General features: G+C 69.7%; 19 protein-coding genes. 5 read left to right on the forward strand and 14 right to left on the reverse strand.

The window, feature by feature from the left end:
• Nucleotides 1–164: 164 nt before the first annotated feature.
• The 4 genes from E3O60_RS06160 to E3O60_RS06175 form a co-directional block, all read right to left on the reverse strand.
• A complete protein-coding gene (locus E3O60_RS06160; protein WP_134497495.1) occupies nt 165–1,496 on the reverse strand; it encodes an ABC transporter substrate-binding protein in 1,332 nt (443 codons plus the stop codon).
• Between the two features lie 100 nt (nt 1,497–1,596).
• Nucleotides 1,597–2,511, reverse strand: a complete 915-nt coding sequence (locus E3O60_RS06165) for a carbohydrate ABC transporter permease (protein WP_165787860.1) — start codon at nt 2,509–2,511, stop codon at nt 1,597–1,599.
• On the reverse strand, nt 2,508–3,449 hold the full coding sequence (locus E3O60_RS06170; protein ID WP_088456948.1) for a carbohydrate ABC transporter permease: 942 nt from the start codon (nt 3,447–3,449) through the stop codon (nt 2,508–2,510). Before E3O60_RS06170 ends, E3O60_RS06165 begins: the two co-directional genes overlap by 4 nt.
• Nucleotides 3,446–5,509 carry a beta-galactosidase gene (locus E3O60_RS06175; protein WP_134497497.1) on the reverse strand — a complete coding sequence of 688 codons (2,064 nt, stop codon included), beginning with the start codon at nt 5,507–5,509 and terminating at the stop codon, nt 3,446–3,448. The genes E3O60_RS06170 and E3O60_RS06175 overlap by 4 nt, the downstream gene beginning before the upstream one ends.
• Before the next feature lie 138 nt (nt 5,510–5,647).
• Between E3O60_RS06175 and E3O60_RS06180 the strand changes: the two genes are divergently transcribed.
• The gene (locus E3O60_RS06180) at nt 5,648–6,670 is read left to right on the forward strand and encodes a LacI family DNA-binding transcriptional regulator (RefSeq protein ID WP_134497499.1); all 1,023 of its coding nucleotides are present in this window, start codon (nt 5,648–5,650) and stop codon (nt 6,668–6,670) included.
• A gap of 93 nt (nt 6,671–6,763) precedes the next feature.
• Here E3O60_RS06180 and E3O60_RS06185 read toward each other — a convergent pair whose 3' ends face one another.
• Entirely contained in the window at nt 6,764–7,327 is a 564-nt protein-coding gene (locus tag E3O60_RS06185; protein WP_134408067.1) for a hypothetical protein, read from the reverse strand.
• Nucleotides 7,328–7,498: 171 nt separating this feature from the next.
• On the opposite strand from E3O60_RS06185, the gene E3O60_RS06190 reads away from it, so the two are divergent.
• On the forward strand, nt 7,499–7,768 hold the full coding sequence (locus E3O60_RS06190; RefSeq protein WP_370028157.1) for an acylphosphatase: 270 nt from the start codon (nt 7,499–7,501) through the stop codon (nt 7,766–7,768).
• Nucleotides 7,769–7,829: 61 nt separating this feature from the next.
• Nucleotides 7,830–8,600 carry a Pr6Pr family membrane protein gene (locus E3O60_RS06195; protein ID WP_134408068.1) on the forward strand — a complete coding sequence of 257 codons (771 nt, stop codon included), beginning with the start codon at nt 7,830–7,832 and terminating at the stop codon, nt 8,598–8,600.
• Nucleotides 8,601–8,625: 25 nt separating this feature from the next.
• Here the strand turns inward: E3O60_RS06195 and E3O60_RS06200 are convergent, their stop codons facing one another.
• The 7 genes from E3O60_RS06200 to E3O60_RS06230 form a co-directional block, all read right to left on the reverse strand.
• A complete protein-coding gene (locus tag E3O60_RS06200; protein WP_104162633.1) occupies nt 8,626–8,895 on the reverse strand; it encodes a hypothetical protein in 270 nt (89 codons plus the stop codon).
• A gap of 277 nt (nt 8,896–9,172) precedes the next feature.
• A complete protein-coding gene (locus tag E3O60_RS06205; RefSeq protein ID WP_134497501.1) occupies nt 9,173–10,609 on the reverse strand; it encodes an NAD(P)/FAD-dependent oxidoreductase in 1,437 nt (478 codons plus the stop codon).
• 250 nt (nt 10,610–10,859) lie between these two features.
• A complete protein-coding gene (locus E3O60_RS06210) occupies nt 10,860–12,491 on the reverse strand; it encodes a methyltransferase (RefSeq protein ID WP_241993214.1) in 1,632 nt (543 codons plus the stop codon).
• A 134-nt stretch (nt 12,492–12,625) separates the two neighbouring features.
• The gene (locus E3O60_RS06215) at nt 12,626–13,792 is read right to left on the reverse strand and encodes an NAD(P)/FAD-dependent oxidoreductase (RefSeq protein ID WP_134497503.1); all 1,167 of its coding nucleotides are present in this window, start codon (nt 13,790–13,792) and stop codon (nt 12,626–12,628) included.
• Complete coding sequence (locus E3O60_RS06220) at nt 13,785–14,552, reverse strand: class I SAM-dependent methyltransferase (protein WP_241993215.1); 768 nt, start codon at nt 14,550–14,552, stop codon at nt 13,785–13,787. Before E3O60_RS06220 ends, E3O60_RS06215 begins: the two co-directional genes overlap by 8 nt.
• Nucleotides 14,553–14,555: 3 nt before the next feature.
• Complete coding sequence (locus E3O60_RS06225) at nt 14,556–15,812, reverse strand: type III polyketide synthase (RefSeq protein WP_241980243.1); 1,257 nt, start codon at nt 15,810–15,812, stop codon at nt 14,556–14,558.
• 109 nt (nt 15,813–15,921) lie between these two features.
• Nucleotides 15,922–16,758 (reverse strand): phosphatase PAP2 family protein, encoded by an 837-nt coding sequence (locus E3O60_RS06230; protein ID WP_134497505.1) that lies wholly within the window; start codon nt 16,756–16,758, stop codon nt 15,922–15,924.
• A gap of 125 nt (nt 16,759–16,883) precedes the next feature.
• Here E3O60_RS06230 and E3O60_RS06235 point away from each other — a divergent pair, with 125 nt between their 5' ends.
• A complete protein-coding gene (locus E3O60_RS06235) occupies nt 16,884–17,093 on the forward strand; it encodes a hypothetical protein (RefSeq protein WP_088456958.1) in 210 nt (69 codons plus the stop codon).
• A 157-nt stretch (nt 17,094–17,250) separates the two neighbouring features.
• Entirely contained in the window at nt 17,251–18,189 is a 939-nt protein-coding gene (locus tag E3O60_RS06240; RefSeq protein WP_103478597.1) for a phosphodiesterase, read from the forward strand.
• Here E3O60_RS06240 and E3O60_RS06245 read toward each other — a convergent pair.
• Nucleotides 18,119–19,936 (reverse strand): stealth family protein, encoded by a 1,818-nt coding sequence (locus E3O60_RS06245; RefSeq protein ID WP_134497507.1) that lies wholly within the window; start codon nt 19,934–19,936, stop codon nt 18,119–18,121. The two genes, E3O60_RS06240 and E3O60_RS06245, sit on opposite strands and share 71 nt — an antisense overlap.
• Before the next feature lie 467 nt (nt 19,937–20,403).
• Nucleotides 20,404–22,281, reverse strand: a complete 1,878-nt coding sequence (locus E3O60_RS06250; RefSeq protein WP_134497509.1) for a thioredoxin domain-containing protein — start codon at nt 22,279–22,281, stop codon at nt 20,404–20,406.
• Between the last annotated feature and the right edge of the window lie 118 nt (nt 22,282–22,399).

The following is a 22,399-nucleotide window of genomic DNA, read 5'->3' on the forward strand; positions in this document are numbered from 1 at the left end:
GTGAGCCGACAGCCCAACGAACCACAGACTAAGTCACCAGGTCTCGACAAGCTCGACCGACGCGGCGGGCACGACGCCGAGGCATCCGCACGCGTCACACACGACCGTACCGCCCGGCGCGAGAAGGCACCGGGCGGTACGGGGTAACGGGCAAAGCGGGTCAGCTACTCCTTGACGGGAATCGACTGCGCCTTGAGCGCGTCGACGGTGGCGCTCTGACCGGTGGTCAGGGCCTCGGCGAGGGTGCCGTTGCCGCTGACGGCTGCCTTGAAGCCATCCGAGACGTCGTTGTACGTCTGGGTCATGGTCGGACCCCAGACGAAGTCGCTCGACACCTGGCCGGAGGCGGCGGCGAACTCGTCGTAGATGGGCTGGTTGCCGTAGAACTCCACGCCTTCCTTGAGCACGGGCAGGTCCAGGCCGGCCTTGGCGGCCGGGTACAGGTTGGCTGCCTCGTTGAGCATGGTCAGCGACTCGCTCGAGCTGTTCAGCCACAGGGCGAACTGCGCGGCTTCGTACGGGTGCTCGGAGCCGGTGAACACTGCGGTGGACGAGCCACCCCAGTTGCCGCTGGCCTCATCGCCGGCTTCCCACTGCGGGGACTGGGCCACGGCCCACTTGCCAGCGGTGTCGGGCGCACCGCTGGCGATGGAGTTCGCACCCCAGGCTGCGGAGTTCCAGGTCCAGGCCGCGCCGGTGTTGTAGGCGTTGTCCCACTCGGTGGTCCACGGCGGCTGCGTCGAGACGAGGTCCCGGTCGATCAGGTCCTGCCAGTAGTCGGCCACCAAGATCGACTCGTCGCCGGTGAGGTCGACGTTCCAGTTCTCGCCGTCGTTGCCGAACCAGGTTCCGCCGGCCTGCCAGACGAGCCCGGCGAACTGGTTGATGTCGCTCTGCGAGAAGTTGGTGATGTACGCGCCGGTGGCCCGCACCTGCTCGGCGGCGGTGGCGTACTCTTCCCAGGTGGTGGGGATCGCGATGCCGTTGGCCTCGAAGAGGTCGGCCCGGTAGAACATGGCCATCGGGCCGGAGTCCTGCGGGATGGCGTAGACGGCGTCGTCCTCGTTGAAGCTGACCTGGCCCCAGGTCCAGTCGACGAAGTCGGCCTTGGCGTCCATCACACCGTCGCAGGATGCGAGGTTGACCAGGCCGTCCTGCACGCGGAAGTTGGGCAGCGCGTCGTATTCAATCTGGCCGAGGTCGGGCGCATTGCCGGCCTCGAGCTGGTTGAAGAAGTTGGCGTAGGTGCCGCCGTTGCCGTTCGGGCCGGTCTGCACGGCCACCTGGATGTCGGGGTTGGCCTCGTTCCAGACGTCGACGACTTCTTCGATGCCGGGGATCCAGGACGTGAAGGTCAGATCGACCTTGCCCTCGGCGGGCTCGCAGGCAGCAGCGTCGGCGCTGTCGCTGGAGGTGCCGGAGGCTGAGCAGCCGGTCATGGCGACCGTGGCTGCGGTGAGCAGGGCAACGGTGGCCGCTCTCTTGGTGATTCGCATTGTTTTCCTTTGTTGGGGTGTTCGCTGAAAAGGAGTGGTGCAGGGTGACACGGATGGTGCGGGGTTAAGCCGGGTGAACAGTCGGAAGGAGTCGAGGGGGTTACTTGACGCTGCCCGCACCGAGGCCGTTGCGCCAGAAACGCTGCAGCAGCAGGAACAGGATGATCAGCGGGATGATCGACAGCAGCGCGCCGATCAGCACGTAGCCGCGGAGTTCGGGGATCTGGTTGACCTGCGAGTTCCAGGCGTAGAGACCGAGGGTGACCGGGAACAGGGTCTCGTCGCGGAGCATGATCAGCGGCAGGAAGAAGTTGTTCCAGATGGCCACGAACTGGAAGAGGAACACCGTGACCAGGGCGGGGAACATCAGCTTCACCGAGACGGTGAAGAAGGTGCGCACCTCGCCGGCGCCGTCCAGGCGGGCGGCCTCGATCAGTTCGTCCGGCACGCTGGCCGAAGCGAAGATGCGGGTGAGGTACACGCCGAACGGGCTGACCAGGCTGGGCAGGAACACCGCCCAGAAGGTGTTGGTGAGGCTGACCTGGCTGAAGATCAGGAACAGCGGCAGCGCCAGCGCGGTGGCGGGCACGAGGACCCCGCCGAGGACGATATTGAACAGGAGTTCCCGGCCCGGGAAGCGGTACTTCGCCAGGGCGTAACCGCACATGGCGGCGAACAGGGTGGCCAGCAGGGCGCCGGCGCCGGCGTAGAGGGCGCTGTTGAGCATCCACTTGAGGAAGACGCCGTCACGGTAGGCGATCAGGTTTCCGATGTTGGCGAACAGGTTGAAGTCGGCGAACCAGAGCGGGTTGGTGCTGGTGAACTGGGAGCTGCTCTTGGTGCCGGCGACGAACAGCCACCAGATCGGGATGAGGAAGTAGAGCGTGAAGACCAGCATCACGGTCATCGCGCCGACGCGGGAGAGCGGGCTCTCCTTGGGTCCCTTCGGCGTGTTCTCGGCGCGACGCATCGCGCGCTTGGTCGGGACGGCGACGGGCTCGGTGAGGGCGCTCATTTGCCTTCCTTCCGCTGGGTGAACTTGAGGAACGAGAACGAGAGCACGAAGGTGGCCAGGGCCAGCACCACGCTGAACGCGGCGGCGAGGTTCACGTTGGGGATCGAGGACGTGGAGTAGACCATCAGGTTCGGGGTGAAGGTGCTGGTCACCGCGGAGCTGAAGGAGCGGAACACCTGCGGCTCGGCGAGCAGCTGCAGGGTGCCGATGATGGAGAAGATGCCGGTGAGCACGATCGCGGGCATGATCAGCGGGATCTTGATCGACCAGGCGATGCGCAACTGCCCGGCGCCGTCGAGGCGGGCGGCCTCGTAGATCTCGGTGGGGATGGCCAGCAGTGCCGAGTAGATGATGAGCATGTTGTAGCCCACGTAGACCCAGGTGACGACGTTCGCGATGGCCCAGAGAACCAGGTCGGCGGAGAGGAAGCTGACGTTGCTGGTCAGTGCCGTGAACGGCGACAGGTTGGGTGAGTAGAGGAAGCCCCACATGATCGCGGCGATGACGCCGGGCACGGCGTACGGCACGAAGAAGGCGAGCCTGAAGAAGCGCTTGCCGCGCAGCAGCGGGCTGTCCAGCAGCAGCGCGAACAGCAGCGCCAGGCCGAGCATCACCGGAACCTGCACCACACCGAAGGCGAGCACCCGGGTGATCGACTCCCAGAACGGTCCGTTCTGGAACACCAGGATGTACTGGGTCAGGCCTCCGAACACCTCGGTGGCCTTGCCGAAGGTGCCGTCGCGCTCCACCACGAGCAGCGACTGGTAGATCGCGTAGCCGATCGGCAGCAGGTAGAACAGGGTGAACAGGATGGCGAACGGCACGATGAAGATCGCGATCGCCCCCGGGTGCGAGACCTTGATCTTGCGGGGCCGGGGCGCCGGGCTGCGGGAACCCGCACGCCGGGCATCCGCGGCCGGAAGGGCTGGTGCGCTCATGATGCGGTGTCCTCTCTGAGAACGCGAACGGCTCCGGCCGGTACGCGCAGGGTGCGGGCGATGTCGGCGCCGGTGATGAGCTCGACCCCCGCCGCGCTCACCTCCAGGTCGGTGTCGCCGTGGTTGATGATGAAGCGGTAGGAGCGGCCGGGCGCGGCGCGGCGGATGACCTCGATGAGGCCGTCGCCCTCCGGACCGACCGCGGTGACGTGAGCGTGCCCGGCGATGGTGCGGAGCACGTCGCGGTAGGTGTCGGCGTCTGGCGCGGTGGCCAGGTACCAGGCGGTGCCGGCGCCGTGCCGGTTGCGGGTGAGCGCGGGCACACCGGGCAGGGCGCCGTCGGTGTAGTGCACCACGGCCTCCGCGCCGGTCAGCTGCAGGCGTTCGGTCCACAGGGTCCCGGCGGCACCGGCCGCCAGCCCGATCGGGGCGCCCAGGCCCACGGTGGTGCCGGGGCGGAGCGGCACGAACTCTTCGACGCGCACGCCGAGCAGGTCGCGGAACGCGCCGGGGTAGCCGCCGAGGCGCACCCTGTCGTCTTCGTCGACGATGCCGCTGTAGAACGTGACCAGGGTGTGGCCACCGGCGGCGACGTAACCGGACAGGTTGTCGGCCTGGGCGTCGGTGACCAGGTAGAGAGCGGGCACGACGACGAGGTTGTAGCCGGCCAGGTCGGCATCCGGGGAGACGATGTCGACGGTGACGCCGAGCCTGTGCAGCGCGGTGTACGCGGCGTGCACCTGCTCGAGGTAGGTCACCGACTGCGACGGCCGGGATTCGCCGTCGCCGGCCCACCAGGCCTCCCAGCTGAACAGGATCGCGGCATCCGCGACGACGCGCGTGCCGATGATCTCGTCGAGCCTGTCGAGGGTGGCGCCCAGCTCAACGACTTCACGCCAGAGAACGGTGTCGGTGCCGGCGTGCGGCACCAGTGCGGAGTGGAACTTCTCCGAGCCCTGCTGGGAGGCGCGCCACTGGAAGAAGCAGATCGCCTCGGCGCCGCGGGCCACGTGGGCCAGCGAGTTGCGGGTCAGCTCCCCCGGCGTCTTGGCCAGGTTCAGCGGCTGCCAGTTGACGGCGCTGGTGGCCTGCTCCATCAGCAGCCACGCGCCGCCGCCGGCCAGGCCGCGGGTGAGGTCGGCGGCGAAGGCCAGCTCGGTGGTGGGGTCGGCGAGGCGGTGATCGAGGTAGTGGTCGTTGGCGATCACGTCAACGGCGGATGCCCAGGACCAGTAATCGAGGTTGCGAATGTGCGCGGCGACCATGAAGTTCGTCGTGACAGGCAGGCTGCTGTGCCGGCGGATGACGGCTTCTTCGGCCTTGTAGTAGCCCAGCAGCTCGTCGGAGCTGAACCGCTGGAAGTCGAGCACCTGGCCGGGGTTGCGGCTGGAGAGGGTGAGCCTGGGGGTGTGCACCTCGGCCCAGTCGGTGTAACGCTGGCTCCAGAAGCTGGTGCCCCAGGCGGCGTTGAGGGCGGCGATGGTGCCGTACTTGGCCTCGAGCCAGAGCCGGAACGCGGCGGCGGTGTCGTCGTCGTAGCAGAGCGCGTTGTGGCAGCCGAGTTCGTTGGAGACGTGCCAGAGGGCCACGGCGGGATGGTCGCCGAAGCGCTTGGCGACCTGCTCGACCAGGCGCAGCGCGTGCTCGCGGAACACCGGCGAGCTGGGGCACCAGGCCTGGCGACCGCCGGGGTAGCGGGTGGTGCCGTCTTCGGTCTGCGGCAGGATCTCGGGGTGCAGGGTGGTCAACCACGGCGGCGGCGACGAGGTGCCGGTACCCAGGTTCACCCGGATGCCGTGAGCGTGCAGCAGGTCCACGATGGTGTCGAGCAGGGTGAAGTCGTACTCCCCCGGGGCCGGCTCCAGGGCGGACCAGCCGAAGATGTTGATCGCGACGAGGTCGACGCCGGCCTGCTGCATGAGGAGCACGTCCTCGGCCCAGACTTCCGGACCCCATTGCTCGGGGTTGTAGTCACAGCCGTAGGCGATGCCGTTCTGCACGAACGGTGTCGTCGGGGTGACCTGACGGGTCACGGCCGGGGTGGCTACTGGCGTGGTCATCTGCTCCTGCTTCATGCTACGTCTGTGAACGTGCACAGATCGAGGAGCAAATGACTCCCCGTTGAGTGTCTGTGAACGTACACAGAGTAAGTACAGCCTGCCCACGATGTCAAGCTCGGGGACGGGTACAGTTATCGAATGGTGACAATTCCGGGGCGGCGCAAGCGTGCGACAATCCACGACGTCGCCGCGGAGGCCGGCGTGTCCCGCGGCACCGTGAGCCGGGTGGTGAACAACGAACCCTACGTGTCGGCCGAGGCTCGTCTGGCCATCGAGGCGGCCATCGCGAAGGTCGGTTACGTGCCGAACACCGCCGCCCGCAACCTCGTCATGCAACGCTCCCAGGCCGTGGGCCTGATCGTGCACGAGCCGCATTCTTTGTTCCTCGAAGACCCCAACATCGGCGAGATCCTGCTCGGCGCCAACTCGGCGCTCTCCCTGGCCGACTACCAGATGGTCAGCCTGGTCATCGAGTCCGAGCGCGACACCGAGAGGGTGGCGCGGTACCTCAGCGGTGGCTTCGTCGACGGTGTCGTCGTCGTGTCGGCCCGGGAACAAGACCCGATCACCCGGGTAATCGAACGGCTCGACCTGCCGGCGGCGTTTGTCGGGCATCCGCAGGACCTGCGCGACCTGCCGTACGTGGGTATCAACAACCGCGCCGCGGCCCGCGCCATCACCGAGCGCCTGATCGGCACCGGCCGCCGCCGCATCGGCATGATCGCCGCGGCCCTGGACCGGGACTCCGGCGCCGACCGGCTGGCCGGATTCACGGACGCCCTGGGCGACCGGTTCGACCCCGCGCTGGTGGCCCCGGTGCCGCTGTACACCTACGCCGACGGCCGCGACGGCATGCGCGCCCTGCTGGCCCGCGACCCGCTGATCGACGGGGTCTTCGCGGCCTCCGACGTGATCGCCGCCGGCGCCCTGAACGCCCTGCGTGAGGCCGGCCGCAGCGTGCCGGGCGACGTGGGCATCGTCGGCTTCGACGACAGCGCCTGGGCACTCCGATGCCAGCCGTTGCTCTCCACGGTGCGCCAGCCCGCCAACGGCCTCGGCCAGCGCGCGGCCGAGTCGGTGCTCAGCCAGCTGCGCGGTGAGGCGCCGGAGCTCGGCGGCATCCTGCTCGACACCCAAATAGTCTGGCGCGACTCCGCCTGACCGCCGGCGGGTCGATCTCGAGAAGCCAACCCTATTCGTCGGTCGAGCTTGTCGAGACTCCGCGGGCCCAACTGTTGCGGCGATAGTGTCCGGCTAACCGTCGTCGAGGTGGCGCGCGATCTCGGCCAGGATGCCGGCCTGCAGGTCGAGCGAACCCCGCCAGTCTCCCGGCAGCGTCAGCGCGTGACCCGCCCCCGGCACCGACAGCAGCTGTGCCGCGGTGCCGCGGACCGTGTCGGGCCGCCAGAACGCATCCAGCTCGCCGCCCACGGCCAGGTCCGCGGCGGTCGCCTCCGACAGCGCCCGGCGCACCGGCTCCTCGGTGAGCAGCGGCGTCAGCCAGACCCCGGCGATCCCCGCGCGCCGGGCCCAGGGCAGCGCGTAGGTGCCGAAGGATTTCGTCACGACCAGCCTTCGCGAGCTCGCCGGGCTCGCGTCGAACGCGTCGGCCGCGGCCCGCTCCACGAAGGGCAGCGGATGCGCGAGCGCCTCGTCGTCCACCGACCAGTCGACGGCCTGCACGTGCCAGCCGCGCTCGGCGAGCAGCGTGGCGCACCAATAGAGCACCGGGGCCTGCACCGAGTAGTTCACCCCGGGCAGCAGCACCGCGACGGGCGCATCCGCTGACTCGGCCCGCGCCCACTCGTAAGAGGTCATGGCTCGACGGTACCGCCCCGGTGCGGTTACGTGTCCCCCACGCAGCTGTTGCCGCTGCGGACAATTGCACCCGGCGCACCGGGCGCAAATGTCCGGATGGGCAACAGTTGCGGCCCACCGCGCGGGCGGGCGGGGTTGTCGAGGCGGTGGCGTGCGCCCAGAATGGGGAGCGTGAGTCGCAAGCGAGTGATCGTCAACGGGATGGTTCAGGGCGTGGGGTTTCGGTATTACACCGAGGCGCAGGCCGGCACCCTCGGCCTGGGCGGTTTCGTGCGCAACCGGTCCGACGGCGCCGTCGAAGCCGAGATCGAGGGTGACGACGACGCGATCGAACGGATGCTGGCCTGGCTGCACACCGGACCGCGTTCGGCGAGCGTGGAATCGGTGCAGGTGACCGACCTGGCCGAACACGGCGAGGCGAGTTTCAGCATCCGCCTGTAGCAACCCACAGCGATGCCGATGATGGCCGCGGGCGACCGGCACTCTGGCGTACCGTGGGAGTATGGGCGCGCAGGCATCCGGTCCCGGCCGGACGGGATCGACGGTGCGCGAATCCTCTCCGCAACGGGAGGAACCACAGGCGCGCGAGCCGTTCCGCGCGCGCAAACGCCTGTCCATGCGGTCCAGTTACGGCATCGGCCGGCTACTGTTGGCCGTCGCCGGGATTGCGGGGCTGATCGGCAACTACGAGTACGTGTTGCTGTTCCCCACCTTCGCCGCGTACAACGTGTTCACCTATTTCACGGTGCAGAGTGCGATCGCGGCGGTGATCGCGTTCGTGCTCGGCGCGATCGTGGCGTTCCGGCAGCCGAAGGACCCACAGTGGCTGGACGTGTTCCGGGCGCTCGTGACCACGTACATCCTGGTTTCCGGAATCGTGTTCCTCACCATCGTCATCCAGTCGTCATCGCGCGACTACTCGATCGAGGTGCCCTGGCCGAGCCAGGTGCTGCACTTCTACATCCCCACCCTGGCGCTGCTGGACTGGCTGACCGATACCGGCAAGGCCCGGCTGTCCTGGCGTTTTCTGCGCTGGATCTTGCCGTACCCGATCGCCTGGGGCATCTTCACGTTCGTGCGAGGCTCGTTCGTGGGCTGGTACCCGTACTTCTTCCTCGACCCGGCCCAGGTCAGCGGCCCGCTCGAGACCGCGTTCTACTGCCTGATCGCCGTACTGCTGTTCCTCGGCATCGCGGCGGTGCTCGTGGCCACGTCGCGGCTCAGTTGGCGTCCCCGCCCGCGCGGCGACCGCGCGTCATCGGTGCCCAACTAGAACCGGCCCGGCCGCGCCCGACCCGCTACTGCTCGACGGGGAGAAAGGTGTACTGGCTGGTGAGGTGCTCGGACTCGCAGGTGCCGCAGTAGAGCACGCCGGAGGCCTGCATCGCCGAGACCCGTGGCGAACACTGGATCACCTTGGGACCGCAGCACGGGGAGATCACCATGTAAGCGCCGGGCTCGGCGGCGGCGTGGCCGCTCAGGCTCCGGTGGTGGTGGCTGCCCTCGCAGGGCAGGTTGGTGTCGAAGTCGAGCAGCGACACTGAATCAAGACTTGTCAGAATATACATGTTTCACACGGTCAATCAGAATTGGCATTGGCCGCGGTGCAGGTGGGACACCAGGATCGCGACCGCACCCGATGACCGACGGCGAAAAGCACCCACCCGGACTCCGTCGGCACGTCCAGTGCGGAAACGACTGGATCTCCCCGTGGGGGTGTCCCTGAGATGGGCGGCCCCTTCACCGACTAGACGTTTCGTGGAGCTTACACCGGAACTCTGAGCTTTGCTCGTTAATGTTCCGACGGCGAATCACTCCGCCCGGAGCCCCAAACAGAAGGGCCGGTCAGGGCGCCGGGGTGGCCGTGGCGACGACCGCGAACGGTTCCAGGCTGCGCAACGCGGCGTCGGTGAACTCCGTGTTGTCGGACTTCGCGAGCCCCAACGCCCGCTCGCCGCTGACAAAACCCACCAGGATCGGCTCGTTGGTGATCGGCATCATGTTCACCCAGACCCTGAAGTCGAGGGTGTCGTCTCCGACGGTGGTCCACAGGGCGGCGTCGGTGTCCCAGAACGGCTCCTCGAAGCGCAGCCAGATCTTGTCGAGAGCGCCCATCCCGAGCGCGGCGATCGCGCCTCGGTGCGCGAACGGCAGGGGCGGGTCGAATTCGATGACATCGCTCTTGAGCACGCCCAGCGGCACGGTCACGATCGCGCGGTCCACGGTGAGGGACTCGCCGGTGCCCAGGCGCAGGCTGACGGAGGTATCGGTGTACGCCACCCGGGTCACCACGCTGGAGAAGAGCACGTCCAGGTCGGTCGCGTCTTCGTCGAGCAGCGCGCCGTAGCCGCCGATCACGATGCGGATGTCGTCCGCGGCGGTCGTCGCCGGGGTGGGGGCATACCAGCCGGACATCTCCTCGGCCGGGGCACCGGACTCCAGGGTGGTGGAGGTGGCGAGCTGGTAGTCCAGCCAGTCGGCGTCGGAGACCCCGGCTTCGCCATCCGCCATGGACAGTGTGGCGGAGCCGTTGGCGACGAGGGCCTTGGCCAGGGAGGTGTCTTCGACCTGCGCGGCGGCCCAGGCCAGCGCCGCGGTGACGGCGTCGGCTCCGACCGGAGAGACCGGGGTGACGATGCCGGCCGGGGTTCGCGCCTCCGGGGTCGGGGTGAAGGGCGCGTGCGAGACCTCGAGGCCGGTGAACTCCTCGTCGAGGGAGTTGGTGCTGCCGGCGACGATGAACGACGGGCCGAGTTCAACGGGCATCGGCCAGGAGCCACTGGTGACGGTGTGGATGCGGCCGCCGAGCCTGTCGCGGGCCTCGATCACGAGCACGGTGAAACCGGCGTCGGTGAGCAGCCGGGCGGCGGCGACGCCGGCAGCTCCGGCGCCGATCACGGCCACCCGCTCGCCGGGTTCGGCGACGTCCGCCAGGGCCCTGGCGGCGCGCTGGCCGGAGCCGCGGGCGCCCTGCACGGTGCCAGGGGCGGTGTCTGAGAGCGCCTCCCCGGCGAGGAAGAGCCTGTCGAGGATGGGTTCGGCCAGGTCCTCGCGCTGCTGAGGCGTTGAGGAGACCGCCGCGAAGCTGTAGGAACCGCGGGCGAACGGGTCGTCGGACCAGGAGCTGCGCAGCATGTCCTGGGGCTGCGGCACCAGGGACGGCGCCGGCGTGGCGGAGGGAGTGGGCGAGCCCGTCGGCGTGGGCTTGGGCGGCACGCATCCGCTGAGCGCGAGCAGGGAGAGCCCGGAAAGGGAGCTGATCAGGAAGGTCCGACGTTGCATCGCTGTGTTCGCGTCAGGTGACGCACTCCTCTCGGCCCCTCGAAGTGGTACCCCTCACGCTACCTCAGGCCGTGGCCGCCCGGTTCGGCCGCGGTCGGGGCGCGCCGGGTGGGGCCCCTCAGCAGCAACTGTTCCCGTTCCGGACAAATGGTCCCGGCGCACCGGGCGCAAATGTCCGCCTCGGCAACAGTTAGCGCCGCTGGGTGTGGGGCTGGCGGGTCGGGCGGGCGGGTCCGGCGGGCGCCCGTGGCTAGGCGGCGGGCGGCTCGAGGAAGCCGTCGTCGAGCAGGCCGCGCACCCGGGGCAGCAGCTCGGCCCGCAAGGCGGCCGCGTCGGCGTCGAGCAGCTGGGCGATCGCGTCGATGATCGCACCCACCGGAAGCTCGCCGTCGCAGGCGCCGATCAGGGCGGCCTGGGCGGTATCCAGCGGAACCGATCGGCCGAAGCCGCCGCCCTGGTGCAGGGTCATCAGCGTCGGATCCTCCTGGCCGGGCCAGAAGTGCCGTTCCTCGGTGACGTCGGATGCCACGGTGAGCGTGCTGCGGGACAGCGCGTCGTCATCCAGCCCGGCTTGCCAGTCGTGCGCGGCCAGGCACTCGGCAAGGTGGTGGCCGATACCGGCCGGGTTGTGCCCCAGGGCCTCCGGCAGCCGTTCGAGCCGGAGCAGGCGGGGGCGGGTCGGTGCGGCGGCCCGGCGGCGGCCATCCGTCGGGCGGCGCAGCAGCATGTAGCCGAAGCCCACCTGACGCACCCCGCGGGCCTCGAAGTCGTCGAGCCAGGCGCCGTAGAGCCGGTCGAAGTCGGGGGTGTCCGGGCGGGTGCCGCCGTCGCGGATCCAGGTTTCGGCGTAGCCCGTGGGCGGCTGCACCTCGCGCTCGATGATCCAGGCGTCCAGCGCGGTCTCCGCCGGGCTCGCCAGCCAGCCGGTGAGCCTGTTGAAGGCGTCGTCGTCGTGATACTCCCAGTTGCCGAGCAGCTGGGCCACCCCGCCGGGGGTGAGGTGGTCGGCGGCGCCACGCACCACGGCCTCCACGAGGGCGTCGCCGACCATGCCGCCGTCGCGGTACTCGTAGCTGGGCACACCCTCCACCCGTGGGGTGATGACGAACGGCGGGTTGGAGATGATGTGGTCGAACCGCTCCCCCGCGACGGGGTCGAACAGGCTGCCGAGCCGGAACTCGATGTTCTCGACGCCGTTCAGCCGGGCGTTGAGCGCCGCGAGCTCGAGGGCTCGCTCGGAGATGTCGGTGGCCACCACCCGGGTGGCGTGTCTGGCGGCGTGCAGGGCCTGGATGCCGCAGCCGGTGCCGAGGTCCAGCGCGCTGTCGACCGCGGTGGGGATCATCAGGGCACTCAGGGTGAGCGACGCACCGCCGACGCCGAGCACGTGGTCTTCGCCGAGCGGATGCCCCAGCGCCAGTTCGCCCAGGTCCGAGGTGATCCACCAGCTGCCGGCGCCGTGCGCGTCCACGAAGCTGTACGGCCGCAGGTCCACCAGCGGCGCCACCTGTGCCGGGCCGAGTGCCGGGTCCGCCGGGGCGACAAGGTCGGCGACGGGGCCGGGCTGCGTGGCGGCCTCGTCGGGGCGGGCGGCGACAAGGCCGAGCTGCTCGGCGCCGTCCACGCCGAGGGACGGCAGGGCCGCCGCGAGCTCGGCCCGTTGGACGGGTAGGCCGAGCACGAAGATCTGGGCGAGCACCACGTTGGGTTCGGGCACGGCGAGGGTGGCGCGCAGCTTGGCGAGCGCCCGCAGGGCCGGCACCCGCTGATTGCGGCGCAGGGCGGCATCCGCTTCGATGCCCCACAGCCCGGTCAGGGCGGTCACCGAGAAGTTGGCGGCGGCGAGGTCGGCGCGGAGCAGGTCGATCAGAGGTGCAGTCACCCCTCTATTCAACTGCACGCCGGGCCCGGCCTACGCGACCCAACCAACCCGTGGGCGCGACCTAGGGACCGGGTCACCAGGTCTCGACAAGCTCGACCAACGACGTGGACGTGATCCTTGGACCAGGAAGCCGGCTAGAGCCAGCGCATCGTGAACGCCCGCGTGAGCAGGCCGTTCAACGGCGGTGTCGCCAGGACCCGCACGATCACGTTGCGCAGCCGCAGCCGCAGTCCGCGTGCCGGACGGCCCATCGCCATGTTGAAGCCGGCCTGCCTGGCGGCAATGCGGGCGCTGCGCCGCCGGCGGCGGTCGTAGCCGGCGAGCGTCACCCGGGCCTCGATCGGCTGCGCGAGCGCGTGCGTGAGCGCAGGCGCCAACGCCACCGCGTCGAGCCACCCCAGGTTCATACCCTGCCCGCCGATCGGGCTGATCTCGTGCGCCGCATCCCCCACCAGCAGCACCCGGCCCTGCACCATCGTGGCGGCCAGCCGCTGCCGCACCGAGAACGAGCTCGGCACGGCGTCGGAGGCCGGCAGCAGCACCCCGGTGCGACCGAGGACCAGGGCCGTCAGGTCCTCGAGCGAGGCATCCTCCATCAGGGTCGGCGTCAGCGCCACCCAGCGGCGCCGGCCGCCCGGCAGCGGGAACGACTCGACGACGCCGCCTCGTTCGAAGAATAAAACGGCCTCGCTGCCGTGTTCGCCGGTGTCCGGATAGTCGGCCATCAGGTAGGTGTCCCCGCCGCCGAGCGGCCGGGAGGCGATGCCGACGGCATCGCGCAGCTGTCCGCGGGCGCCGTCGGCCACCACCACGTACCGCGCCGTCCCCACGATCTCGAGCCCGTTGTCGCCGGTATCCCCGGCCCTGTCGGCACTCGGCTCGGCGATCAGGTCCACGTGGTAGCCGCGATCGTGCAGCATGCCCACAGCCACGCCGGAGCGCAGACCGTCCGGCCGCAACTGTCGGAATCGCGCCCGCAGCACAGCTTCGGTTTCGTACTGCGGCAGCGCCACGACAAACGGGAACCGCCCCGTCGTCTGCGCGAACGACAGCCGCCCCAGCGTGCGGCCGCCGCTCTGCACGCTGCCGGTCTCGATGCGCACTGCCCGGGCCAGCACCTCCTCGGCCACGCCGGCCTGGCGCAGGACCCGCATCGACGGCGGGTGGATGCCGATGGCCCGCGCGAGCATCGACGGCTCGGTACGCCGTTCGAGCACCTCCACGTCCACGCCGCGCTCGGCCAGCAGACAGGCCAGCAGGATGCCCACCGGGCCGCCGCCGACCACGATCACGTCACGCATGCGCCCGACTTCCAGCTGCCGGTGCGGCCGAATCAGTCGAAACGGCCCGCCGCGGTTCGGTCACCGCGGGGGCCTGCCAACGCAGCATCAGCCGGTACGGCACCTCCCGGTGCACGCTCCAGCCCGGCGGCGCCACGGCCGCCAGCTCGCGCCAGGTGAAGCTGCGCCGGATCGAGGTGAGGCCGTCGGCGCGAATGTAGGAGCGGCGAAAAAACGGCCACGTGCCCAGCCCGAAGCCGAGGTAGGCCAGCGGGGAGCGCTCGATGTCGCCGTGCAGGACCAGGCCGCGGCTGAGCCGTTCCGAGTCCACGAGCAACGCGCCGAGCTCGACGCCATTGAGGTGGTGCAGCACGTGGTTGGAGAGCACGATGTCGAACCGCTCCCCCGCGGCCACGAGGTCGCTGCTGAGCGCCCGGCGAAACTCCAGCCCGGGCAACGGCGGCCGGCCGGCCGCGTAGGCGTGCGCGCGGGCATCCGGGTCGATCGCGGTCACACTCAGGCGCAGCCCGTCGCGCACGGCCCAGCGGGCCAGCGACCGGGCCACATCGCCGCCGCCGGAGCCGATGTCGAGCAGGCTGGTCTCGGTGCCGGCCGACAGGCGCGGTCGGATGTCGCGGCGGTAGGTGTGCCGAAGCCCGGAGACGACGGCGTTGACGTACCGGAAGTTCGCGTAGGTGCGCCGCAGCGTCTCGGCGTCGCAGTGCGGATCGTCCATGATCTCGACGGCGTCGACCGCCCGTTCGCGGAGCCTCGGGAGCACGGGTCAGCCGCGCTGCACTGTCATCAGGCCTGACTCCACGGTCAGACCCGGCCCGAACGCCATCGCGCAGACCCGGTCCCCGTCGGCGGTGGCCGCGCCCTCGAGGATCTCCTTCATGACGAAGAGGATGGTGGCGCTGGACATGTTGCCGTTGGTGCGCAGGGTTTCCCGCGACGGCACCAGCTGCGCCTCGGTGAGGCCGAGTTTGGCCTCGGTTTTATCGAGGATGCTGCGCCCGCCGGGGTGGATCGCCCAGTGCGCGATGGCGGTGCTCAGAGCCGAACCAGGGGTCGCGGCCGTGAGCACCTGGCCGGGACTCGCCCCGCCGTCCACCGACTGCGATTGCTGCTCCTGTGCCTGCACGGTCACGGCGTCGGCCTCGGCCACCACGCCCGCCGCCAGCGCCAGGGTCAGCGACTCGTCCCGGCCGAACAGCGGCGCCAGGGCCGACTCGATGTGTTCGTCGATGATGTGCGGCACGTACGAGCTCAAAACCATCTCGAAGCCCTCGTCGCCGATCTTCCAGGCCATGTCGCCCTCGCCGACGGGCGTGATCACGGTCTCGAAGTGGTCCAGGTTGAGGGCGGTCTCGCCGGCGACCGGCGCACGGCTGCTCACGATGCCGGCGGCCGCGCCATCCGAGAACAGCGACGACGCCACGATGGTGTCGGGGTCGTTGGAGGTGCGCAGGTGCAGCGAGCACAGCTCGGCGCTGACCACGAGCACCACGGCGGACGGATCGGCCAGCACGAACTGCTTCGCGGTGCGTAGCGCCGGCATGGCCGCGTAGCAACCCATGAATCCGAGGTGGTAGCGCTGGGTGGACGGCGCCAGGCCCAACTCGCGCACCAGCATGTAGTCAGGGCCCGGCGCGTAGAAGCCCGTGCAGGAGACCGTCACGACGTGGGTGATGTCACCGGCGTCCAGCCCCGGGCAGGCGGCCAGCGCACGCCGGCCGGCCTCCACGAACAGCTTCGTGGCCTGCTCGATGTACAGCTCGTTGCGCACCCGGGTGCCGGGCACGAGCAGCCGCTGGGTGGTGGCGTCGAAGAACTGCGGCTCGGGCGCCTGCGAGTCGAGGGTGAGTTCCTCGATCACGGTATGCCGGGTGTCGATCCCCGACAGGTTGAAGGATGCGGTCACCAACCGCTGCGCCAGCCGGCTGAGGCCAGGTTGGGCGGCGAAGATGTCCCTGACCTGCTCCTGCACAAGGACGGTGGGCGGAACAACGGTCTGGAGCGCTCTCAGCGTGACGGCCATGCCCCAGTGTTACACGCACCGCGCCGTAGGCACATCCCCCTGCACGGCGAGGCGCGCGGCGGATGCGGCGGCAGATGGGCTCCCGGCCGCGGGCTCCCGCCCGCGACCGCTACGGCAGGCGGTCGAAGAGGCGGGTGGCGGTGATGGCCAGCACAAAACCGACCGCGACGATCGCGGTGACCGCGCCGAGATAGGCCACCGGCGCATCCGAGATGCCGAACGCCCCGGTGGCGCCGATACCCGCGGCCACCGCGGTGACGATGCCGGCGAGCACCGCGATCCCGGTCTGCAGCTTCAGGCCCACCCTGGCCGGGGTGGGGGTGCGTGCGGTGCGCTGTCGGCCGCCGGACCGGGTGAGCACGGCCCCGGCGACGCAGCCCCAGAACGCCACGACGAGCAGCGCCGCGATCACGTCGCTGGGCCGGTGCCACAGGCTCACCAGCGTGGATACCCCGGCCGCGACCGCGAATGCCGCCCCGATGGTGCCGGCCAGCCACCGCGTGTGCGGGCTGGCGACGAGGAACACCACCAACGCGGATGCCGCCGCCACCGTTGTATGCCCGGAGGGGAATGAGTTGGGGACGTAGCCGTCCACACCGAGCTCCGGGCGGGTGAGGATCACGTTCTTGAGCAGCTGAGTGGTCACGACGGCCACCATCGCGGCGCTCACGGCGACCACGAGCGGGAACCAGGCGCGTCGCACTGTCGCGATGATCAGGCTCACGATTGCTCCGATGGCGACCATCACCGAGGGGATCATGTCGAGCAGCTGCCGGGTGACCGTGGTGCCCGTTGAGCCGTCCTCGGCCCCGTTGAAGGCCAGCTGATCGATGGCCTGCCCGGCGACATCCCGCACGAAAAAGAGGTACAACGCCACAAACGCGACGACGCAGAGCAACGCTGCGCCGATGTAACGGGTGGGGGTGAGGCGGGAGATCGAGGGCACTCTCTAGCTTCCCACGGCAGCATGGGTGAACCGTGAAAGCCCGGTGCACAACACATGTGCGTCAGGTGCTGAGCCACGCTCAGGTTGCCTCTTGACATGGTGATTCTGCGGCGTATCGTCGGAATATGTTCGGTAGGCAGACAAGGCGGGAACGGTCCACGCGCGGCGCGGATCGCTCACTCGACCGCGGTGGGTACCCGGGCCTGGAGGGCGACTTCGAGTCGGAGCGGCGCCGGGCGGCGGCCGCGGACCACGACACCATCGAACCGTATGAGCACGACGAGGGCGCCGTAGCGGTGCTGCCGGTCACGGAGCCCGGGCTCACGCATCCCTGAGACAGGTCACGAGACGGGACCCTGAGGATTTATCCTCAGGGTCCCGTCTTTTCGCGTGTTGGACACGCTATGTTCATGATTCTCTGATCGACTGGTCTTGTAGCATCCGCAGCGTAATCCCCGTAAAGTGCCTAAGTACCAAACGAATGGAAGCTCCGTGAGCGTTCGAACGGCCGAATACCCCAGGCCGGATTATTTCCTTCTCCACCTCAGCGACACGCACCTGCTCGCAGACGGCAATCGTCTCTACGGCAGCGTGGACAGTGCCGCACACGTGCAGCGGTTGGTCGCGGATGTCGAGGCATCCGGCGGCAGACCCGATGCGATCATCATCACCGGTGACCTCGCCGACAAGGGTGAGCCGCACGCCTACGCGCAGCTGCGCGGCATCGTCGAACCCGCCGCGGAGCGCCTCGGCGCCAGGGTCATCTGGGTGATGGGGAACCACGACAATCGGGCGAACTTCCGTACCGAGCTCCTCGGTGAGGAACCCAGTCAGGCGCCGATCGACCACGTCGACTTCATCGGCGGGCTGCGCATCATCACCCTGGACACCTCGGTGCCCGGCAGCCACTACGGCGAGATCACCGAGAATCAGCTCGAGTGGCTCAGCCTGCAGTTGAGCGTCCCCGCGCCGGACGGCACCATCCTGGCCATGCACCACCCGCCGGTGCCGAGCATGCTCGACCTGTCGGTGGCGGTGGAGCTGCGCGATCAGGCCAGCCTCGCTCACGTGCTGCGCGGCACGGATGTGCGCAGCATCCTGGCCGGGCACCTGCACTACTCGTCCACCGCCACGTTCGCCGGCATCCCGGTGTCGGTGGCGTCGGCCACCTGCTACACCCAGGACCTCAACGTTCCCGTCGGCGGCACCCGTGGCCGCGACGGCGCGCGAGCGTTCAACCTCGTGCACGTCTACGCCGACACCGTGCTGCACTCGGTGGTGCCGCTGGGCGACTTCGAGCCGCTGGACTACATCGACGCCGCCGAAAGCGCCCGCCGCCTGGCCGCCTCCGGCATCGAGATCATGCCTGCGGGGAGTCTGCCCGCATACCGGGAGCCGCCAATGACCAGGCCGATCCAGGTTCTGCGCTGACGTCGCCGTTTCCCAGGCCCAGGGCACTCTCGATGAGGGTGTCCTCGCCGTGCTGGCTGGCCGCGATGACGCTTTCGCGTTCCCACGGGGCCACGATCGGGAAGTATCGCTCGAGGAAGTCGGTGACGGCCTCGGTGCGCACCTCGTCGCTGATCTCGGGAAAGCTGCCGTCGTTGAGGCAGAACATGTCCTGGTCGCGGCGCTTGAGCAGCTTGTTCATCTGGCGCAGCGCCAGCTTGAGCGTCGTTTCGACGTACAGCGACCGAACCTGGGTCTGCTCCACGGCCCGGCCGGTGGCCAGCGCGTAGTAGTGGTACAGCGAGTTGGTGACCGAGATGTCGGTGGCCGAGCGGAACCGGCTGGCCATGGTGCGTCGGAAGTCCTCGGGGAATTCGGCCTCGAGCTCGGCCATGACGCTCTTGCGCAGCGGTGCCGGGGTGTGCTCGAGGTGCCGGGTGGTGACCTTGCCGAACCGTTCGCGCAGCAGCGCCCGGTTCACCCGCGCGGCGTTTTCGAACCCGCTGCGGCTGGGGTCGTTGTCGCCCAGGCCGATCCGGGTCGCCGCCTCGACGAACTTGGTGATTCCGCCGGGTGAGTAGAACAGCTCAGGTCCCACCGGACGACCGAAGAACATGTCGTCGTTCGAGTAGATGAAGTGCTCGGCGATACCCGGGATGTGGTGCAGCTGGCTCTCCACGGCGTGCGAGTTGTGGGTGGGCAGAACGGAGACGTCGGGGAAGAAGTCCTCGCTGTTCATGATGGTCACCCGCGGGTGGTCCACCAGCCATTCGGGAGCGGGCGAGTCGGTGGCGATGAAGATGCGGCGCACCCACGGCGCGAACATGTAGACACTCCGCAACGCGTACTTGAGTTCATCGATCTGCCGGAAACGGGCATCCGAATCGTCGCCGGCGCCGGCGACGTAACCGTTCATGCGCAGGGCGCGGGCCTTCTGGAAGTCGCTGGAGGACCCGTCAACCCAGGAGAAGACCAGGTCGATGTCGAAGCTGATGTCGCTGACGAGGTCGTCGAACATGTTCTGCAGGGTGCGCCAGGTGCGGCCGAAGAGCTCGACGGTGGTCTCTCGGGCCTCGGACCGGGGCAGCCGGCGGCGCATGAGGGCATTCTCGACGGGAGCGACGATCTCGTCTTCGCCGAACCGCCACAGCTCGAGCTGGAACGCGGTCTCGGCACCGTAGCGGAGCCGGCCGATGGGTTCGATGCGCGGCTGGTAGACCCTGAAGACGTCGGAGGTGCCCAGGGCGGCGAGGGCGCCGTCGGCGGCGAGAGCCGGGCGGGCGAGGTCGCCGTCGAGGGGCTTGAGGTAGAAGGGCGTGTTCGCGAAGGCCTCGGCCAGGACGCGGCTGATCTTCTTGCGACGCTTGCGGTTCACGGCGATGACCGGACGGTCGTGGTCGCCGCGCACCAGCAGGTAGTCGATGCCGGCGGTGTCGAGGGCGTCGGCCAGGGCGAGCAGGTCGCTGACCCTGGACTCGTGCGGAGTGAAGTGCCCGTTGATCAGGGCGATCTCGCCCTTTCGCACGACAACGTCTTCGCGGTCGAAACGGCGGGTGCGGTCGTCGAGGGAGCGCAGCACCAGCTCGGGTTCGCTGCTCAGCGAGAGGAGGGGAATGGACGCGGTGTCCGGAGCCGGTTCATCGACCGGGTTCGCCGGGGCCTCAGAGAAGCCAGTTCCGGCAGCGATGTGAGAGTGTCGGGTGGAATCGGTGCGGTCAAAGCGTGCCATGGTCCTCCTTGGAGAAAAATACGTGGAGCGGTAACGGATGCAGGGCTGACTGCGGGGTGCCAAGCGGTTGTGCGGGAAAAGCGACGGGCGATCTGCTCAGGGCGGGCATCGATGCGCCAGGCCCCGGAGTATGCGCCCGGGTCTCCCGGGCATCCACGCACCGGTCCAGGCCGGGCAAGGGGCCCGCTGGGAATAGTGACGTTGCTCTAGTGTACGTTGCCGGGGCGGCCGGGGCGTGACCGGCGCGGACGGCGGCGGCGTGGTCAGGCCGTGGTGCCGGCGATCGAACGCGTCGTGGGTGATCATCCGGGAAGCGGTGGCCAGGGTGGCACCGGCCTGCCTGGTCTCGTCGGTGTGCTCGCCCGGCCGGCAACTGTTCCCGTTCCGGACAACTGTGCCCGGTGCGCCGGGCGCAGTTGTCCGCACGGGCACCAGTTGCATGGGGCGGGGGCGGCGGATGGGGCGATTCAGCCGAGCGCGGCGGCATCCGTGCTGGGCAGGCGGCAGACGAAGTCGTGGCAGAGGTATGCGGTGGGCAGGCCGTCGCGGGTGGTGCGGTCGGCGAACAGCTCGAAACCGGCGGCGGCGAAGGCGGCGCCCTGCCGTTCGGTGACCACGGCGACGACCCCGGTGCGACGCCGGGCCGCGTCCAGCAGAGCCGAACCGGCCGTTGCGGTGACGGGCCGTTCCGAGGCTCCGTCAGGGGTGACGACGACGAGTTGCTCCACCGGCGTGGTGAGCCCGTTGACCAGCCGGAGGGCGGCGCCGAACGCGAGCGGGTTGATGTCGCCGGATCCGACCAGCCGCACCATCCCGGCCGTGGCCGCGTCGCGATAGCGGCCGGCGCCGGTGAGCAGGTGCAGCCGCCAGGCCGCGCTGGCGATGGCCGTGAGTCCGGATGGGTAGGCGCCCTCGGAGGGGTCGGTGGCGAGGTCGAGTCCCTGCGCCGTGAGCACCGGATCGGCGCCCTCCGGGGCGGCGAAGGTCATTCCGGGTTCACGGCCGGCCGTCGAACCGTCGCCGGGCATGGTCCGGTCGATGAGTTCCCCGGCCACGACCGCGTACCGTACCTCTCCGGTGGCGGTGGCGAGCTCGAGGAGGCCGCCGGCGAACATGCCGTAGTCCTCCAGTGTCGCGACCGCGGCCGAGAGGCGACCGTCGATGGAGGCCCGCACCAGGGCGCCATCGGCGCGGCGGTGCGCCTGGAGCAGCCTGTCGGCCGCACGTCGGGCCAGGTGCAGCGCGGCATCGTCGGCGAACGCGTGCCCGGCCAGTGCGAGGGCGCCGATCGCCAGGCCGTTCCAGCCGGTGAGCACCTTGGCGTCCAGGGCCGGCGGGGCCTGGCCGCGGCGGGCGTCTTCGTCGAGGGCGTAGTAGCCGCCCTCCACCCGCACCCCGTCGACGGTGCTCTCCGAGTCCTGGGCGCTGGCGAAACCGCCATCGGGTAGCTGAAGCACCGCGCCGAGAAACCCGACGAGGCCCTCGGCCACGATGCGGGCCCAGCGTTCACCGGTGAGCATCCACGCCCGGGTGTACAGCTCGAGAAGTTGCGCGTTGTCGTAAAGCATCCGTTCGTAGTGCGGGTCGCTCCAATCGCGGTTGACGGCGTAGCGGAAGAAACCGCCCTCGACGGGGTCCCGGAGCGGCGACGCACCCATCCGCTTGAGGGTGCGCAGCGCCAGCTCCCGGCCGTCGGCCCGGTCGAGCAGCAGGCCCAGGGTCGGCGCGGCGGGAAACTTGGGAGCACCGCCGAAACCGCCGTAGACGGGATCCTCCGCCGTGGCCAGCCGGGCGACGGTGTCGGCGACTCTGGCCTGGTCCGGCATCTCCCCCACCGCCGCGGGCGCCGCCTGGGCGAGCGCCTCGGCCAGGCCCGCGGCACTGTCTTCGACGGCGTCCCGGCGGTTGGTCCAGGCATCCGTGACGGCGTTGAGCACCTCACGGAACGCCGGATGCCCCGGCATCGGCGTGGGCGGCGAATAGGTGCCGGCGAAGAAGGGCCGGCCGGCCGGGGTGACGAACACATTCAGCGGCCAGCCGAGGTTCTGGGTGAACGCGCCGGCCGCGGCGAGGTAGCTGGCATCGACATCCGGATGCTCCTCCCGGTCGACCTTGACGCTCACGAAATGCTCGTTGAGATAGGCGGCCAGCGCCGGATCGCTGAAGCTCTCGCGGGCCATCACATGGCACCAGTGGCAGGTGGCGTAGCCGATCGACACCAGGACCGGCACGTCGCGCCGGCGGGCCTCGGCGAAGGCGGCCACACCCCACGGATGCCAGTCGACCGGGTTCTCGGCGTGCGAGCGCAGGTACGGGCTGATGGCGTCGGCGAGGCGATTCGGCATGGCTCCATTGTGACCCGGCAACCTCCGTTCCGGCTGGTCGCGGCGATATCCGAACGCCGGCGGGCACCGCACTTCTGGACGCGGAGAGGGTTGCCGAGTCGGAGGGCTGCTGTGAGAC

The sequence above is a fragment of the Cryobacterium sp. TMB1-7 genome (assembly GCF_004402435.1).
Classification (GTDB): domain Bacteria; phylum Actinomycetota; class Actinomycetes; order Actinomycetales; family Microbacteriaceae; genus Cryobacterium; species Cryobacterium zongtaii.

Bases quoted from the DNA above. Each gene is read 5' to 3' on its own strand.
- E3O60_RS06180 (WP_134497499.1), top strand. From the start codon at position 5,648: ATGGTGACAATTCCGGGGCGGCGCAAGCGTGCGACAATCCACGACGTC.
- E3O60_RS06235 (WP_088456958.1), top strand. From the start codon at position 16,884: ATGTTCGGTAGGCAGACAAGGCGGGAACGGTCCACGCGCGGCGCGGAT.
- E3O60_RS06215 (WP_134497503.1), bottom strand. From the start codon at position 13,792: ATGCGTGACGTGATCGTGGTCGGCGGCGGCCCGGTGGGCATCCTGCTG.
- E3O60_RS06250 (WP_134497509.1), bottom strand. From the start codon at position 22,281: ATGCCGAATCGCCTCGCCGACGCCATCAGCCCGTACCTGCGCTCGCAC.
- E3O60_RS06195 (WP_134408068.1), top strand. From the start codon at position 7,830: ATGGGCGCGCAGGCATCCGGTCCCGGCCGGACGGGATCGACGGTGCGC.
- E3O60_RS06205 (WP_134497501.1), bottom strand. From the start codon at position 10,609: ATGCAACGTCGGACCTTCCTGATCAGCTCCCTTTCCGGGCTCTCCCTG.
- E3O60_RS06225 (WP_241980243.1), bottom strand. From the start codon at position 15,812: ATGGCCGTCACGCTGAGAGCGCTCCAGACCGTTGTTCCGCCCACCGTC.
- E3O60_RS06170 (WP_088456948.1), bottom strand. From the start codon at position 3,449: ATGAGCGCACCAGCCCTTCCGGCCGCGGATGCCCGGCGTGCGGGTTCC.
- E3O60_RS06175 (WP_134497497.1), bottom strand. From the start codon at position 5,509: ATGACCACGCCAGTAGCCACCCCGGCCGTGACCCGTCAGGTCACCCCG.
- E3O60_RS06245 (WP_134497507.1), bottom strand. From the start codon at position 19,936: ATGGCACGCTTTGACCGCACCGATTCCACCCGACACTCTCACATCGCT.
- E3O60_RS06160 (WP_134497495.1), bottom strand. From the start codon at position 1,496: ATGCGAATCACCAAGAGAGCGGCCACCGTTGCCCTGCTCACCGCAGCC.
- E3O60_RS06200 (WP_104162633.1), bottom strand. From the start codon at position 8,895: ATGTATATTCTGACAAGTCTTGATTCAGTGTCGCTGCTCGACTTCGAC.
- E3O60_RS06165 (WP_165787860.1), bottom strand. From the start codon at position 2,511: ATGAGCGCCCTCACCGAGCCCGTCGCCGTCCCGACCAAGCGCGCGATG.
- E3O60_RS06185 (WP_134408067.1), bottom strand. From the start codon at position 7,327: ATGACCTCTTACGAGTGGGCGCGGGCCGAGTCAGCGGATGCGCCCGTC.